12 protein-coding genes are annotated in these 12283 nt (G+C 65.9%); all 12 read right to left on the bottom strand.

The window, feature by feature from the left end:
- Positions 1-235: 235 nt before the first annotated feature.
- The 12 genes from I8J34_RS10590 to I8J34_RS10535 all read right to left on the bottom strand — a co-directional run bounded on the left by I8J34_RS10590 (position 236) and on the right by I8J34_RS10535 (position 12240).
- Positions 236-742: an Lrp/AsnC family transcriptional regulator gene (locus tag I8J34_RS10590; protein WP_214361373.1), complete on the bottom strand. Its 507-nt coding sequence runs from the start codon at positions 740-742 to the stop codon at positions 236-238.
- 31 nt (positions 743-773) lie between these two features.
- Positions 774-2126, bottom strand: coding sequence for an aspartate aminotransferase family protein (locus I8J34_RS10585; protein WP_214361372.1), 1353 nt, complete (start codon positions 2124-2126; stop codon positions 774-776).
- A gap of 10 nt (positions 2127-2136) precedes the next feature.
- Complete coding sequence (locus I8J34_RS10580) at positions 2137-3204, bottom strand: phosphotransferase (protein ID WP_214361371.1); 1068 nt, start codon at positions 3202-3204, stop codon at positions 2137-2139.
- Positions 3201-3905: a haloacid dehalogenase type II gene (locus I8J34_RS10575; protein WP_214361370.1), complete on the bottom strand. Its 705-nt coding sequence runs from the start codon at positions 3903-3905 to the stop codon at positions 3201-3203. Before I8J34_RS10575 ends, I8J34_RS10580 begins: the two co-directional genes overlap by 4 nt.
- 386 nt (positions 3906-4291) lie before the next feature.
- Entirely contained in the window at positions 4292-4726 is a 435-nt protein-coding gene (locus I8J34_RS10570; protein ID WP_214361369.1) for a helix-turn-helix domain-containing protein, read from the bottom strand.
- 17 nt (positions 4727-4743) lie between these two features.
- On the bottom strand, positions 4744-5715 hold the full coding sequence (locus tag I8J34_RS10565) for a threonine/serine dehydratase family protein (RefSeq protein WP_214361368.1): 972 nt from the start codon (positions 5713-5715) through the stop codon (positions 4744-4746).
- A 67-nt stretch (positions 5716-5782) separates the two neighbouring features.
- Positions 5783-6772, bottom strand: coding sequence for an ornithine cyclodeaminase family protein (locus I8J34_RS10560; protein WP_214361367.1), 990 nt, complete (start codon positions 6770-6772; stop codon positions 5783-5785).
- A 26-nt stretch (positions 6773-6798) separates the two neighbouring features.
- Positions 6799-7551, bottom strand: coding sequence for a cupin domain-containing protein (locus tag I8J34_RS10555; RefSeq protein WP_214361366.1), 753 nt, complete (start codon positions 7549-7551; stop codon positions 6799-6801).
- A gap of 36 nt (positions 7552-7587) precedes the next feature.
- Complete coding sequence (locus tag I8J34_RS10550) at positions 7588-8733, bottom strand: NAD(P)/FAD-dependent oxidoreductase (protein ID WP_214361365.1); 1146 nt, start codon at positions 8731-8733, stop codon at positions 7588-7590.
- A complete protein-coding gene (locus I8J34_RS10545; RefSeq protein WP_214361364.1) occupies positions 8730-10106 on the bottom strand; it encodes an FAD/NAD(P)-dependent oxidoreductase in 1377 nt (458 codons plus the stop codon). The genes I8J34_RS10550 and I8J34_RS10545 overlap by 4 nt, the downstream gene beginning before the upstream one ends.
- Positions 10088-10396, bottom strand: a complete 309-nt coding sequence (locus tag I8J34_RS10540; protein WP_214361363.1) for a (2Fe-2S)-binding protein — start codon at positions 10394-10396, stop codon at positions 10088-10090. Before I8J34_RS10540 ends, I8J34_RS10545 begins: the two co-directional genes overlap by 19 nt.
- Positions 10393-12240 carry an ABC transporter ATP-binding protein gene (locus tag I8J34_RS10535; RefSeq protein ID WP_214361362.1) on the bottom strand — a complete coding sequence of 616 codons (1848 nt, stop codon included), beginning with the start codon at positions 12238-12240 and terminating at the stop codon, positions 10393-10395. Before I8J34_RS10535 ends, I8J34_RS10540 begins: the two co-directional genes overlap by 4 nt.
- Positions 12241-12283: the final 43 nt, after the last annotated feature.

Raw genomic sequence — 12283 nt, 5'->3', positions numbered from 1 at the left:
CACAACCGGCTTCATCGGGTTGCGGAAGACATTGCGGTACTACGCAACACAAGGTGGCGCCGGGTGGGGAAGGCTTCAGGCGGATGCCATCGCACGACCTGCCGTTGCTGCCGACGCGCAGCGCAACATCGATGTGGCGGTCAGCCGGACAGCGGTGGGCTGCCAGCACCGGCCGCGACAGCACGGACGCCATGGCGATGCTGCGACGCTCGCTGTCATGCGCCGCAGCGTCGCCTCACTCCTCCCAGCTTGGCGCCCCAGTCAACAGAATGCTGAGCGGATACTCGCGTCGGTCGATCGGCTGACGCAATACGATCCGGCTGGAGAACTTCACGATGCCGATATCGTCCTCCAACAGTCGGTCCATCAGCGCCTGAAAGTAGGCAATGCTCGGCGCCACGATCTTCAGCAGAAAATCGTAGCCGCCGCTGACGTTGTAGCACTCGACGATTTCGGGGTACTTGCTCACCCCGGCGTCGAACTTGCGGAAATCCGGGACGTGATGGCTGCCGAGGGTCACCTCGGAAAACACGATCACGTAGCTGCCCAGCTTCTCCAGCGCGACATCCGCGCCGTAGCCCCGGATCACGCCGATCTCCTGGAGCCGTTTGGTCCGGGACAGGCACGGGCTTTCGCTCAGGCCGATGGCCGAGGCCAGTTCGACATTCGAACAGCGTCCCTCGCGCTGGAGATGCACGAGGATCTTGATGTCGAACGGGTCCAGGGATGCTGAAGATCGCATGCGTCGATACTCGCATCAGTGTGGGTTGCGCTTACCCCGGTCTGGTCGAACGTGCTGAGCTCAAGGCCTCGTCGAGCACTTCGATCACCATGCCGGCTTGTTCCGCCGACAGCACCAGCGGCGGTCGAATCTTGAGCACATTGTGCCCCATCGCGCAGGCGCTGAGCAGCACGCCTTTGTCGCGCATGCGATTGACCACCCGGGTGGTGAGCTCGCGGTCGGGCGCGCGCGATGCGCGGTCGGCGACCAGTTCCACGCCGACGAACATGCCCACGCCGCGCACGTCGCCGATCGCCTCGTGCCGGCTGGCAAGCTCGGCGATGCCCTCGCGCAGGATGGTCCCGACCCGGGCCGCATGCTGCACCAGGCCTTCCTTTTCGATCGTATCCAGCACCGCGAGTGCCGCCGCGCAGGACACGGTGTTGCCGGCGAAGGTGTTGAAGTAGCGCGAGTTCTTGCCGAACTCCGCCAGCGCGTCGGCGGTGGCCAGCAGTCCCGCGACGGGTTGTCCATTGCCCATCGGCTTGCCCATGGTGACGATGTCCGGGATGACACCATGACGCTGGAAACCCCACATGTGCTCGCCGGTGCGGCCGAAGCCGGGTTGGACCTCGTCGGCGATGAAGAGGCCGCCGGCGCGCTTGATCGCGTCGACCGCGCCCTTCAGGAAGCCCGCCGGTTCGGGGAGGATGCCATCGCTGGTGAACACCGAGTCGACAAGGAGCATCGCCGGCTTGATGCCGTGACGCTTCAGGTCGGCGATCGCCGCCTCGACATCCCGCGTGAAGCGTTCGGAGAGGTCGGCTCCCTCGGCATGATAGAGGCGCGGTGCCGGGACCGTGCGAACGTGGGCGCCGAGATCGACCGTCACGCCCAGCGACGGCGAGAATTTCGACACGGCGTCGGTGAAGCCGTGATAGGCGGTGTCGGTCACGATCACACCGGTGCCGCCGGTGCGGACCTGGGCGATACGATAGGCGACGTCGTTGGCCTCGCTGCCGGTGCAGGTCAGCATGAGATGGGCCAAGTCGGTCTCGGGCACGGTCGCGAGCAGGCGTTCGGCCAGCTCGAGGATGGTGTCGTGCAGATAGCGGGTGTTGGTCGCGAGCGTTTTTACCTGCGTGCAGATCGCTTCGGTCACGGCCGGATGGCAGTGCCCGAGGGAGGCCACGTTGTTGTAGATGTCGAGGTAACGGCGGCCTTGCGGATCGATCAGCCACACGCCTTCGCCGCGCACGATGTGCAGCGGATGCTCGTACATCAGCCGATAGGCCGGGCCGAGCAGGGCGTCGCGTCGCTCGATCATCGCCGCAGTGGCGGGACCCACGTCGACGCGCCCGGGGATGTAGGCGTTGACCATGTTGAGGTCGGTGGTGCTTTTCATCGTCTCTTCCTTATCCAATGTGTATTTCGCGCGCTTCGGCCAGCAGCCGGTCGCGTATCTCGTTGCGCGACAGGTCGGCCAACTGGGACAGCGCCTCCCAGGCGGCGGGGTTGTGGCGCATGATGTAGGCGCGGTTCTCGGGGTAGCGCTTGGCGCGCCATTCCGAGATCAGCGCGGTGATGAGGTGGCGGGTGGCCATGAGGTCGGCGACGATCTCCTGCTCCACCTCGACCAGCGGCAGAATCGCGTGATAGGCGCCGACGAACTGCGCCGGCCCCTCGAACGGGTCGTCGCAACCGGTCATGTGAAAGGCCGCCGCGGTGCCGAGTTCGCCGACCAGCGGCGCATGCAGCATGTCGCCGAAGTCGATGACCCCCTGGATGCGCTCATGATCGTCGGGCGCGACCAGCACGTTGTAGAGGTGGTAGTCGTTGTGGATCACCTGCGCCCTCACCGAGCTGAGGCGCGGCAGGACATGATCGGTGAAGCGCTTCATGAACGACTCGACGAGCGCGCGACGCGGGCCCGGGTCGATGGCATCGAACTTGGCGGTGAGCCGGTGCGCTGCGGAGACATTCCAGAGCAGGTCGTGCGTTGCCGCAGGATGCGAGAAATCGCGCAGCGCGAGGTTCAATCGGGCCAGGAATGCCCCCATGGCCCGGCGCTGCCCGGCGGTGCGCGGCGTCTCACGGATCTGGATGCCGTCGAGATAGGTCAGCATCCGTACCGTGGTCGGCACGCCGCCGGGCAAGGTCACCGTGTCGCGCGTCCGGCCGCCGAGCGTTCGCACGACCCGGGGTACCGGCAGATCGGGCGAGACGCGGGCGATGTGCTCGAGCGCACCGATCTGGAAGTCGACCACCGAGACCGACTCGGAGGGGTTGCTGATCTTGAACACGTAGCGGCTGCCGTCCGCGGTCTCGATGCAGCAGTTCTGGTCGCGCTCGCCGGCCAGTGACTTGACGCTCCCTTCGATGTCGTAGAGACGGCGGGCCAGGGCCCCCACCGCGTCCGGGGTGAGGCTGGGGGCTGCCGTGCTCAGCGCCGCTGCCGCGATCGGATGATCGTCGGCCATCATGCGACTCGTTTCGTCGTGGCGGTCTGGGCCGGAAAATCGAGCCCGAGCAGACCGGGGAGTTGGCGAATGTCGGTCAAGCGCTTGGCACCATAGCCGTCGCAGGCGGGCTCGTGGGCGCGGTCGATGAAGGCTCGGCCCATGAATCCCAGATCGCACGCGGTCATCAGGTCGTAACGGAAGCTCGACGAGACGTGCACCATCTGCTCCGGCCCGCAGCCGAGTTGATCGAACATGTATTCGAAGATCTGGGCCCGCGGCTTGTAGGCGCGTGCTTCCTCGGCGGTGTACACGGCGTGGAAGGGGGCCTTGAGGTGGGCGACGCTGGCCGGGATCAGATCGACCATCGAGTTCGACAGGATCACCAGCGGCACATGGGGCGCGATGGCCTCGAGCGTCTCGACGACGTTCGGATGGGGCTGCCAGGTCGGGACGGCGTCGTACAGGGCGATCGCATCGGACGGACGGTACTCGACGCCGTGGGCCTTGCACGCCCGTTGAATGGAATTTTCCACCACGTTGAAGAAGGGTTTCCACTCACCCAGCACTTCATCGAGACGGTAGTAGCGGAAGCTTTCCAGGAAAGCCGGCATCCGATCGGCCGGCACGCGATCGTCGAAGAGTTTCTTTGCGGTCGGCCCCATTTCGAAGTTGATGAGCGTCCCGTAGCAATCGAAGCTGATGAATTTCGGTTTGAATGGCATTTGCTTGATCTCCTGCAGGTGGGTGGGTTGGTGGATTCAAGTCTATGGAGATCAACCCTGCGCAGATGCCTTATTGCCAGGAGATGCGAGCAGATTCCTTTTCGATCTGGAACATGCGTGACACTTTCTGCGGGGTCTGTCGCGAGCGAGTTGTTCGGTCCATGTTTTGCCGATTCTCAGCCACGCCACGGAACCCCAGAGTCATACCTCGCCATCGAGCTCACCGGCGTATGCGATGGGGCCGCCGCGCCGGCCCGCGTGCTGGCGAAGAAAAAAGGAGGCTGCCGTTCCGCAGGGAACGACGGCCTCCAGAGATGAAAAGTCCTTGGGGGGTCGAAGGGGCCGCCCCAAGGAAAAGGGAGCCGTTTTCTCTCTGGAGACGTCCGTCAGTCCATGGGCGCGTGGCTGGATTTGGGCCGGGGGCGCACTTGTCGCGACATGTATTCGCGGGGGGTCATGCCGCAGGCCCGCTTGAAGTGCCGGGCGAGGTGGCTCTGGTCGAAGAAACCGACCGCGCTGGCCACATCGGTCGGGCGGCAGCCCTGGGTCATCATCCGTTTCGCATGACGCACCCGCACCTCGCAGACGTAGCGATAGGGCGACACGCCGACCCGCTGGCGGAAATGCTTGGCCAGGCTGAAGCGGGTGAGGCCGACGAGGGCGGCGAGCCCGTCGAGGCTGATCGGCTCGCGGAAGTTGTCCTCGATGAACTGCTTGACCCGAGCGACGGCGCCGGCCGCCGCTCGGGCCTCGCCGTCCGCGGCGCGGGCGCGCGCCGGGAGGCGATGGGTAACGCCATAGGCGATCGGTTGGGCGTCCATGGAGACCTCCTCAGCCTCTACTCACTACGTGCGTAAATTTCGGCAAGGTCGCACAGATCCCAGTTTCCGCCGGTCAATACCGCGCAGACTTTCTCGTCCGGCTTGACCTTGATGGCGCCGGCCAGCAAGGCGCCGATGCCGATCGAGGCGGCGGGCTCCGCGATCAATTTCGCGTCCTTGGCAAGCGCGCGCATGCCCGCGATGATGTGCTCGTCGTCGACGAGAACGATCTCATCCACGTACTTTTCGATGATGGGATACGGGTTCTGGCCCGGGACACTGATCCGCAAACCGTCCGCAATCGTGTTCTGCAAGGGAAGCGAGGTGCGTTCCCCATTCTTGCGGCTGTGGAAGTACTTGGGCGTCAAGGCCGGCTCGGCGCCGATGACACGCACCGACGGTTTCGTTTCCTTGAGGGCAGTGGCGATGCCCGAAATCAGGCCGCCGCCGCCCATGGGAATGATCACCGTGTCCACGTCTTCCAGGTCTTCCAGGATCTCCAGGCCGATCGTTCCCTGACCGGCCATGACCATGGGATCCTCGAACGCGTGGACCGTGGCGTAGTTCATCTCTTCGGCGATTTCGTACACCCTTTTCCACCGGGCCGCCGTATCCCCATCGAACAGGACGACTTCCGCCCCGAGGGCTTCCGTATTGGCGATCTTGATTTTCGGCGTGGTGACCGGGAGCACCAGGATCGCCTTCACGCCCAGCATCCTGGCGGCGTAAGCAAGGCCCTGGGCGTGATTGCCGGAGGAGGTAGCGATGATGCCGTTGGCGATCGCTTCGCGCGGAAGCGAAAGGGTCTTGTTGAGCGCGCCGCGGATCTTGAAGGCCCCGGTAATCTGCAGGGTTTCAGGTTTCAGGTAGAGCTGACAAGCAACGGCCTTCTCGATCTTTTCGCCGCGCAGCAAGGGGGTGTGCTTGATGTGGGGCCTCAGCCGTTCCCGGGCTTCGCGGATGTCCTGGATGGTGGGGTAGTTGCGCATGGTGTCTATTTCCGTTCGGATTTCATATTTGAATGCTTCAAAGAAACGAAGAGCGTTTCGATCGAAGTCATGCAATGAACTCGAAGAAGGTGCCGACCTTGTTCTCGATAGCATTCTGGTAAATCTTGTTCGCGGTGGTGTTGTCCTGGATGGCCATTCCGGTGGAATCGAAAATGGTGATCTCCTCATCGTTTTCTCTTCCCGGCTTTTTGCCCAGCAGGATCTCGCCGATCTCTGCGTGAATATCGTCTCGGGTGATGATTCCGCGATTCAGCGGATGAAAGGTCTCGCCCTTGTCGATGCACTGCGCGATCGAGTCATTGACGATCTTCGCGTTCCGGAAGATCTCGGGATCGAATTCCTGCTTGCCCTTCATGTCGGTGCCGATCGCCACGATGTGCGTGCCGGGCTTTACCCAGCTCGCGTCCACCAGCGACCCTTTTCCGCGGGTCGTGGTGATCAGGATGTCGGCCTGCTCGACGGCGTCCTTCGCGGAGCCCGCCATGATCACGGGGATGTCGAACTCGGCCTCGATATCCGCCTTGTACTTGGCCAGCGTTTCCGGGTGGTGGTCCCAGGCATGGATCTGCTCGATCTTCATGACCTCGGTCATGGCCCGGATCTGCATCCTGGCCTGGTTCCCGGTGCCGATCGACGTAACCGTCCTGGCATTCTTCCGCGCCAGCACCTTTGCCGAAACGGCACCACATGCCCCGGTGCGCAGGCCGGTGAGCAGGCTGCCGTCCATCACGCAGATCAGGAAGCAGTTCCGGGCGTCGAACAGCAGGACGGTTCCCATGCCGCTGGGCACTCCGTAGAGCCGCGGGTTGTCGGGCAGGGCGCCGGAAGACGCCTTCATGGAGATGATTTCGTTGCCCGTGAAATAACCGAGCTTGAAATCGATTTCGCCCCCGTTCGGCAGATGAATCCCGATATACGGTGGCTGAGCCACCTGGCCGCTGCTGAACGCCCTGTATGCCTCTTCGACCGTGCCGATGACTTCCTTCATGGAGATCAAGCGGCTGACTTCTTCTTTTTTGAGCAGCAGCGTCTTCATTGTTGTCTCCTCCACCTTCTTCAGATTCACGCCGGGCGATAAATCGCGTACACCTTCGCCACGTTCTCGCGGCTCTCCCAGCTGCACTGGGCGCCCTGTTCGACGATGAAGATGTCGCCGCGCGAGAAGGTGCCGCTGCGTCCCGTTTCATCCACGAAGGTCACGCTGCCTTCGAGCAGATACATGAGCTCGTAGATGCGGTAGGTCATCGGACGACGGTGGTAGGGGGTCGAGTCCCAGGTGCCGCAGAGGAACACGCCGTCGCTTGACGCATGGTCGGTGTGGTTGCGGCATGTCGGGGCCGGCGTGAGCAGCAGCTCGGCCGCGGGTCCGCCCGACGGTCCGAACTCGGGGTTCTGCGCGATCGGCACGATGGCGCGGTCGCCCGGCTCGCTGCCGTAGTAGCGCATGAAGATCACCGATACCGGCCCTTGGGTCGACCAGGTGAACTCGGCGCCGTGCTGGATGACCGCGCTCATTTCCGGCGCCAACACCACGGTGCGGCCTTGCTGGGTCAGGGTCAGCGTGCCTTCGCAGACGATGATGAACTCATCCACCGGCTGGCACGGCACCGCGCCGTTGCCGGCTTCGAGTGCGATGGCGCCTGCAGTGACGGGCCCGGGCGGGAAGTCCAACAGGCGGCGGTTGGCCAGGAAGGGGTCTTCCCCCGCCGACGCCGTCAGGGTGACGCCCTGGCGCTTGTCGCGCGCAAACGCGCGCAGATCGATGAAGGTTCGCGGCGTGGACTGAACGGCCGCGGCATCATGCAAATTCGACATGGTCTGTTCTCGATTCGTTGGGGAAATGAATGAATGTCAGGCTGCCTGCATCGCTTGCTTGGCAAAGCGGCTGATGTGGTAGTGCTCGATCGGGGTAGTCGTGGCGCCGGTATGGATCAGCTCCGCCATCACGTCGCCCACGCCCGGTCCCAGCTGGAAACCGTGACCGGAGAAGCCGAACGCGTAGTACAGGCCGGGCACGCGTGCGCTCGGCCCCATGACCGCCCGGCTATCTTCCATGTAGCCCTCGATGCCACTCCACACGCGGATGATGCTCAGGCGATTGAATGCCGGCATCACGCGCGGCGCATTCTTCAGCTTCAACAGCGTTCTGCGCGGGTTCACGTAGGCGCGCCGATTCTCGATGTCCGCCAGCTCATGGCCGCCGCCGCCGACGACGATATTGCCGCGCGCAACCTGGCGGAAGTAGACGAGTTGATCGGGATCGTCGATCAAGGCACCAATGGACGGCCCGATGACGTAAGGCACTGGTTCGGTGACGCACATCTGCGGCGCTTTGGCGATCATCGGCACAGGTTCGCCGAAGCTGGTGCTGATGAGATTTCCCCATGCGCCAGCGGTGATCAGCGCCACGGGCGCACGAAAGGTGCGGCCGTCGGCGGCGTTCACGCGGAAGTCCTCGCCTTCCTTTTCGACACTCACGATTTCGGTGTTTTCGAACACTTGCGCGCCTTCGCGCACCGCGGCCCGGCCGATGATCGGCGCCGCCAGGCGGGGATTCGCATGCCCCTCGAAAGGGGCATAGCAGCCCGCAGTGATGTCCGGCCCAAGGTACGGAAAGCGTTCGCGCAGCGCTTTCCCGCCCATCATCTGCATGCCCATGCCGAAGTCCTTCGCATCCTGCGCATAGGTTGCCATCCGTTCTTCGTGCTCCGGCGTGAAGCCGACGCGCAGCTGGCCATTCAGCAACAGCTCGACATCCTCACCGAACAATTCCTTGAACTTCAGCCAGCTCTCGCGCGAGCGGTTCGACAGCGGCAGTTGCTCCACGGGGCGGCCCATCCGGCGCACGTTGCCGAAGTTGGTGCCGCTGGCCTGCTGGCCGATCAATCCCCGCTCGAGCAGGATCACCGACGCCCCGCGCTTGCGCAAAAAGAAGGCGGTGGCGGCGCCCATGATCCCGCCGCCGACAATGACGACATCTGCTCTATGCGAATTCATTCCTGCTCCTCCCGCACCGCCATGGAGAGCGGCTTCACCGGCGCCTGGCCGCGCAGGCGACCGACCTTCTCCAGCGCAATGCCGGCCGCCGCGGCGACCACCTCGGCGCCGGCGTGGCCGCAGTAGCGACCCTGGCAGCGGCCCATGCCGACGCGGCTGAAGGCCTTGGCGCGGTTGGCCTCGCAGGCGCCCATCTGGTTCACCACGCGGCGCAGCTCGCCGGCGGTGATCGCCTCGCAGCGGCACACGATGGCCTCGTCGGGCAGGCGTGCCGCCTGCTCGGCGGGCCAGGGGAAGGCCTCGACGAGGCCCTGGCGGAAGCGGTCCATCGCCTCGCGCTCACGGCGCAGCGCCGCGCGCTCGGCGTCGGGCACGGGGTGGCCCATGTCCTCGAGTAGCGCCCAGGCGGCGAGCTTGCCGGCGATCTCCGCGCCGTCGGCGCCGAGCACACGGGCGCCGTCACCGGCCAGATAGACGCCGGGTGTGGTGCTCCGTCCGTCCTGGTCCACGGTGGGTAGCCACTGGCGGGTCTCGGCGTCGAAGCGGAACTCGCAGCGCGCCAGGTCGGCGAGCTGGGTCTCCGGCCGCACGTGGTAGCCCAGGGCCACCGCATCGCATTCCACCCGGTGGGTCGCGCCGTCCTGGCTGCGGTAGGTGATGCCGCGCACGCCGTCCTCGTCCGAGCCGTGGATTTCCACCGGTTCGATGCCGGTCACCACTTTCACGCCGGCACCGCGCAAGGTGCGCATGAGGGAGACCCCGTTCAGTAGCACCCGCGGGCGGGCAGCGAGCTTGGGCAGGGCGCGCACGCGCTTCCACAGGCTGGAGGTGTCGAGTACTGCCGCCACCTTGGCGCCGGCCTTCACGTACTGGGCGGCCACCAGGTAGAGCAGCGGACCGGTGCCGGCGAACACCACCTGACGGCCGATGGCGCAGGCCTGGGACTTCAGCGCGATCTGCGCCGCGCCCATGCTGTAGGTGCCGGCGTAGTGCCAGCCCTTCACCGGCATGAGGCGGTCGGTCGCGCCCGAGCACACCACCAGGGCGTCGAAGGGCAGTGCCTTGGTCACCCCGGCCGAGACGGTATGCAGCTGCCGGTCGTAGATGTTCCAGGCAAGCGTCTCGGGCCGGTAGTCGACCCTGCTGCGCAGGGACTCGAAGCTCTGGTGCAGCGCGCGTGCGCGCTCGGCCTCCGTCCCGTACAGGCTGGGGTAGGAGCGGGTGAAGCCCTCCGGCTGGCGGCGGTAGATCTGGCCGCCGTCGCGGCGGCTCTCGTCCACCAGGATGGGCTTGATCCCCGCCGCGACGAGGACCTCGGCGCAACGCACGCCCGCCGGACCCGCGCCGACGACAATCACGCGACTTTGGCCCATGATCCCTCCGGTTGTGTGGTGACGATCTGCATGCCTTCCTCGACCACGGTGGTGCATGAACGCAGCCGTTCGCCGGCGGCGGTCCACACCCAGCAGTCCTGGCAGGCGCCCATCAGGCAGAAGCCGGCGCGCCGGTCATCGCCGAACTCGGAGCTGCGCACGCTCCTGGCGTTGCTCAGGACGGCGACGAGCAGGGTGTCGCCGGCGAGCGCTTCGGCGGGCGCGCCGTCGAGCTCGAAGCGCACCGGCGCGCGGCCGGTCTCGGCGAGTCTCACGAATCGTCCAGTCATGCGGCTTCTCCCGTGACGAGTTTCAGGGCGCCCTGGGCGCGGACCAGCTCTTCCTCGGAGCGGTGGCAGAGGATGCTGCCGCCGCCGTCGAGCTGGCGCAGGGGCGGGGGGGTGGTGTTGCACAGGCCGTCGACCCGCTGGGGGCAGCGGTCGATGAAGGGACACAGTCCCGGCTGCGAACCAAGCCCGGCGGCAAGCGACGGCAGCGCCACGGCCGTGTGCCCGGTCACCTCTTCCAGCCAGCCGGGACGCAGCAGGGGAATGGAGGTGCCCAGGAGGTGGGAGTAGGGGTGGAAGGGGGGCGCGTTCTGGGCTTCGCGCTGGCGCACCTCGACCTTGCGGCCCGCGTACAGCACCACGATCTCGTCGCAGATCGAGCGCACCGTGCCCAGGTCGTGGCTGATGAACATGTAGGACACGTTGAGTTCGCGGCGCAGCTCGGCCATCAGCTCCAGGATCGCTGCGCCGACCACCGTGTCCAGGGCCGAGGTGACCTCGTCGCACAGCAGCAGCTCGGGCTCGGCGGCCAGCGCGCGGGCGAGGTTGATACGCTGCTTCTGCCCGCCGGAGAGTTCGCCGGGGCGGCGTTTTGCGATGCTCGTGGGCAGGCGCACCAGTTCCAGGAGCTCGGCCACGCGCTTCTTTCGCCGCTCGCCGCTCATCCCGTGATAGAACTTGAGCGGGCGCGACAGGATGGCTTCGATCGTGTGCTGCGGGTTGAGTGCGGTATCCGCGTTCTGGAACACGTACTGGACGCGGCGGAACTCGTCGCGCGTGCGCCCTTCCAGCGTGGGCGAGAGGGCCTTGCCGTCGAGCAGGACCTGGCCCGCGGAGGGGGCCACCATGCCCGCGATGGCGCGCGCCAGGGTGGTCTTGCCGGAGCCCGACTCGCCGATCACGCCGACGGTCGCGCCGCGCCGGATGTCGAGGTTGATGTCCTGCAGGACCACCTTGCCGCCGCCGGCCTTGCCGTTGCCGAAGCGCACTTCGAGGTCGCGCACCGAGAGGATGACGTCGTCGCGCTCCTGCGCGGTGCGCCCGGCCGAGGCGGTTCGCGCGGCGGGGTCCATGGCGGCGAGCAGACTGCGGGTGTAGGGGTGGGTCGGCGCGGAGAGGATCTGCTCGGTGCGCCCCACCTCCTGGATCTGGCCGTTCTGCAGCACCACGATGCGGTCGGCCATCTGGGCGACCACCGCGAGGTCGTGGGACACGTAGACCGCGGTGGTGCCGCGCTCGCGCACCACTTTCTTGAACGCCAGCAGCACCTCGATCTGGGTGGTGACGTCCAGCGCCGTGGTGGGCTCGTCGAGCACCACCAGGGCCGGATCGGTAATCAGCGCCATCGCCGCCATCAGGCGCTGCAGCTGGCCGCCGGAGACCTGGTGCGGATAGCGCGAGCCGATGCCTTCCGGATCGGGCAGCGCCAGCTCACGGAAGAGGCCGACCGCCTTGGCCTCGGCCTCGCGGCGCGACATCGTCTTGTGGATCAGCGCGCTTTCGATCACCTGGTCCATGATGGTCTTGGACGGGTTGAAGGCCGCCGCGGCGCTCTGGGCAATGTAGGAGACGGTGCGCCCGCGCAGTCGGGCCAACGCCTCCGGACTGAGCTTGAGCACGTCCACGTCGCCGATCTGCACCGATCCGCCCACGATATGGCAGCCCTTGCGGGCATAGCCCAGCAGCGACAGCGCAATGGTGGTCTTGCCCGAGCCGGACTCGCCGATCAGGGCGAGCACCTCGCCCTTCTCCAACGCGAAGTCCGCACCGTGCACGATGGTGACATCGTCACCCTGGGCGTTGCGGGCGGCCACTCGCAGGCCGCTGACTTTCACGATCTGGTTCATCTCAGGTCTCCCGCCGGGCCGCCCCAAGGGAGGCCTGCGCCCC

This window comes from Denitromonas iodatirespirans (assembly GCF_018524365.1).
Classification (GTDB): domain Bacteria; phylum Pseudomonadota; class Gammaproteobacteria; order Burkholderiales; family Rhodocyclaceae; genus Nitrogeniibacter; species Nitrogeniibacter iodatirespirans.
The sequence above is the reverse complement of the archived record's forward strand: the minus strand, read 5'-3'. Positions and strand labels throughout refer to the sequence as shown.

Bases quoted from the DNA above. Each gene is read 5' to 3' on its own strand.
- I8J34_RS10590 (WP_214361373.1), bottom strand. From the start codon at position 742: ATGCGATCTTCAGCATCCCTGGACCCGTTCGACATCAAGATCCTCGTG.
- I8J34_RS10585 (WP_214361372.1), bottom strand. From the start codon at position 2,126: ATGAAAAGCACCACCGACCTCAACATGGTCAACGCCTACATCCCCGGG.
- I8J34_RS10580 (WP_214361371.1), bottom strand. From the start codon at position 3,204: ATGATGGCCGACGATCATCCGATCGCGGCAGCGGCGCTGAGCACGGCA.
- I8J34_RS10575 (WP_214361370.1), bottom strand. From the start codon at position 3,905: ATGCCATTCAAACCGAAATTCATCAGCTTCGATTGCTACGGGACGCTC.
- I8J34_RS10570 (WP_214361369.1), bottom strand. From the start codon at position 4,726: ATGGACGCCCAACCGATCGCCTATGGCGTTACCCATCGCCTCCCGGCG.
- I8J34_RS10565 (WP_214361368.1), bottom strand. From the start codon at position 5,715: ATGCGCAACTACCCCACCATCCAGGACATCCGCGAAGCCCGGGAACGG.
- I8J34_RS10560 (WP_214361367.1), bottom strand. From the start codon at position 6,772: ATGAAGACGCTGCTGCTCAAAAAAGAAGAAGTCAGCCGCTTGATCTCC.
- I8J34_RS10555 (WP_214361366.1), bottom strand. From the start codon at position 7,551: ATGTCGAATTTGCATGATGCCGCGGCCGTTCAGTCCACGCCGCGAACC.
- I8J34_RS10550 (WP_214361365.1), bottom strand. From the start codon at position 8,733: ATGAATTCGCATAGAGCAGATGTCGTCATTGTCGGCGGCGGGATCATG.
- I8J34_RS10545 (WP_214361364.1), bottom strand. From the start codon at position 10,106: ATGGGCCAAAGTCGCGTGATTGTCGTCGGCGCGGGTCCGGCGGGCGTG.
- I8J34_RS10540 (WP_214361363.1), bottom strand. From the start codon at position 10,396: ATGACTGGACGATTCGTGAGACTCGCCGAGACCGGCCGCGCGCCGGTG.
- I8J34_RS10535 (WP_214361362.1), bottom strand. From the start codon at position 12,240: ATGAACCAGATCGTGAAAGTCAGCGGCCTGCGAGTGGCCGCCCGCAAC.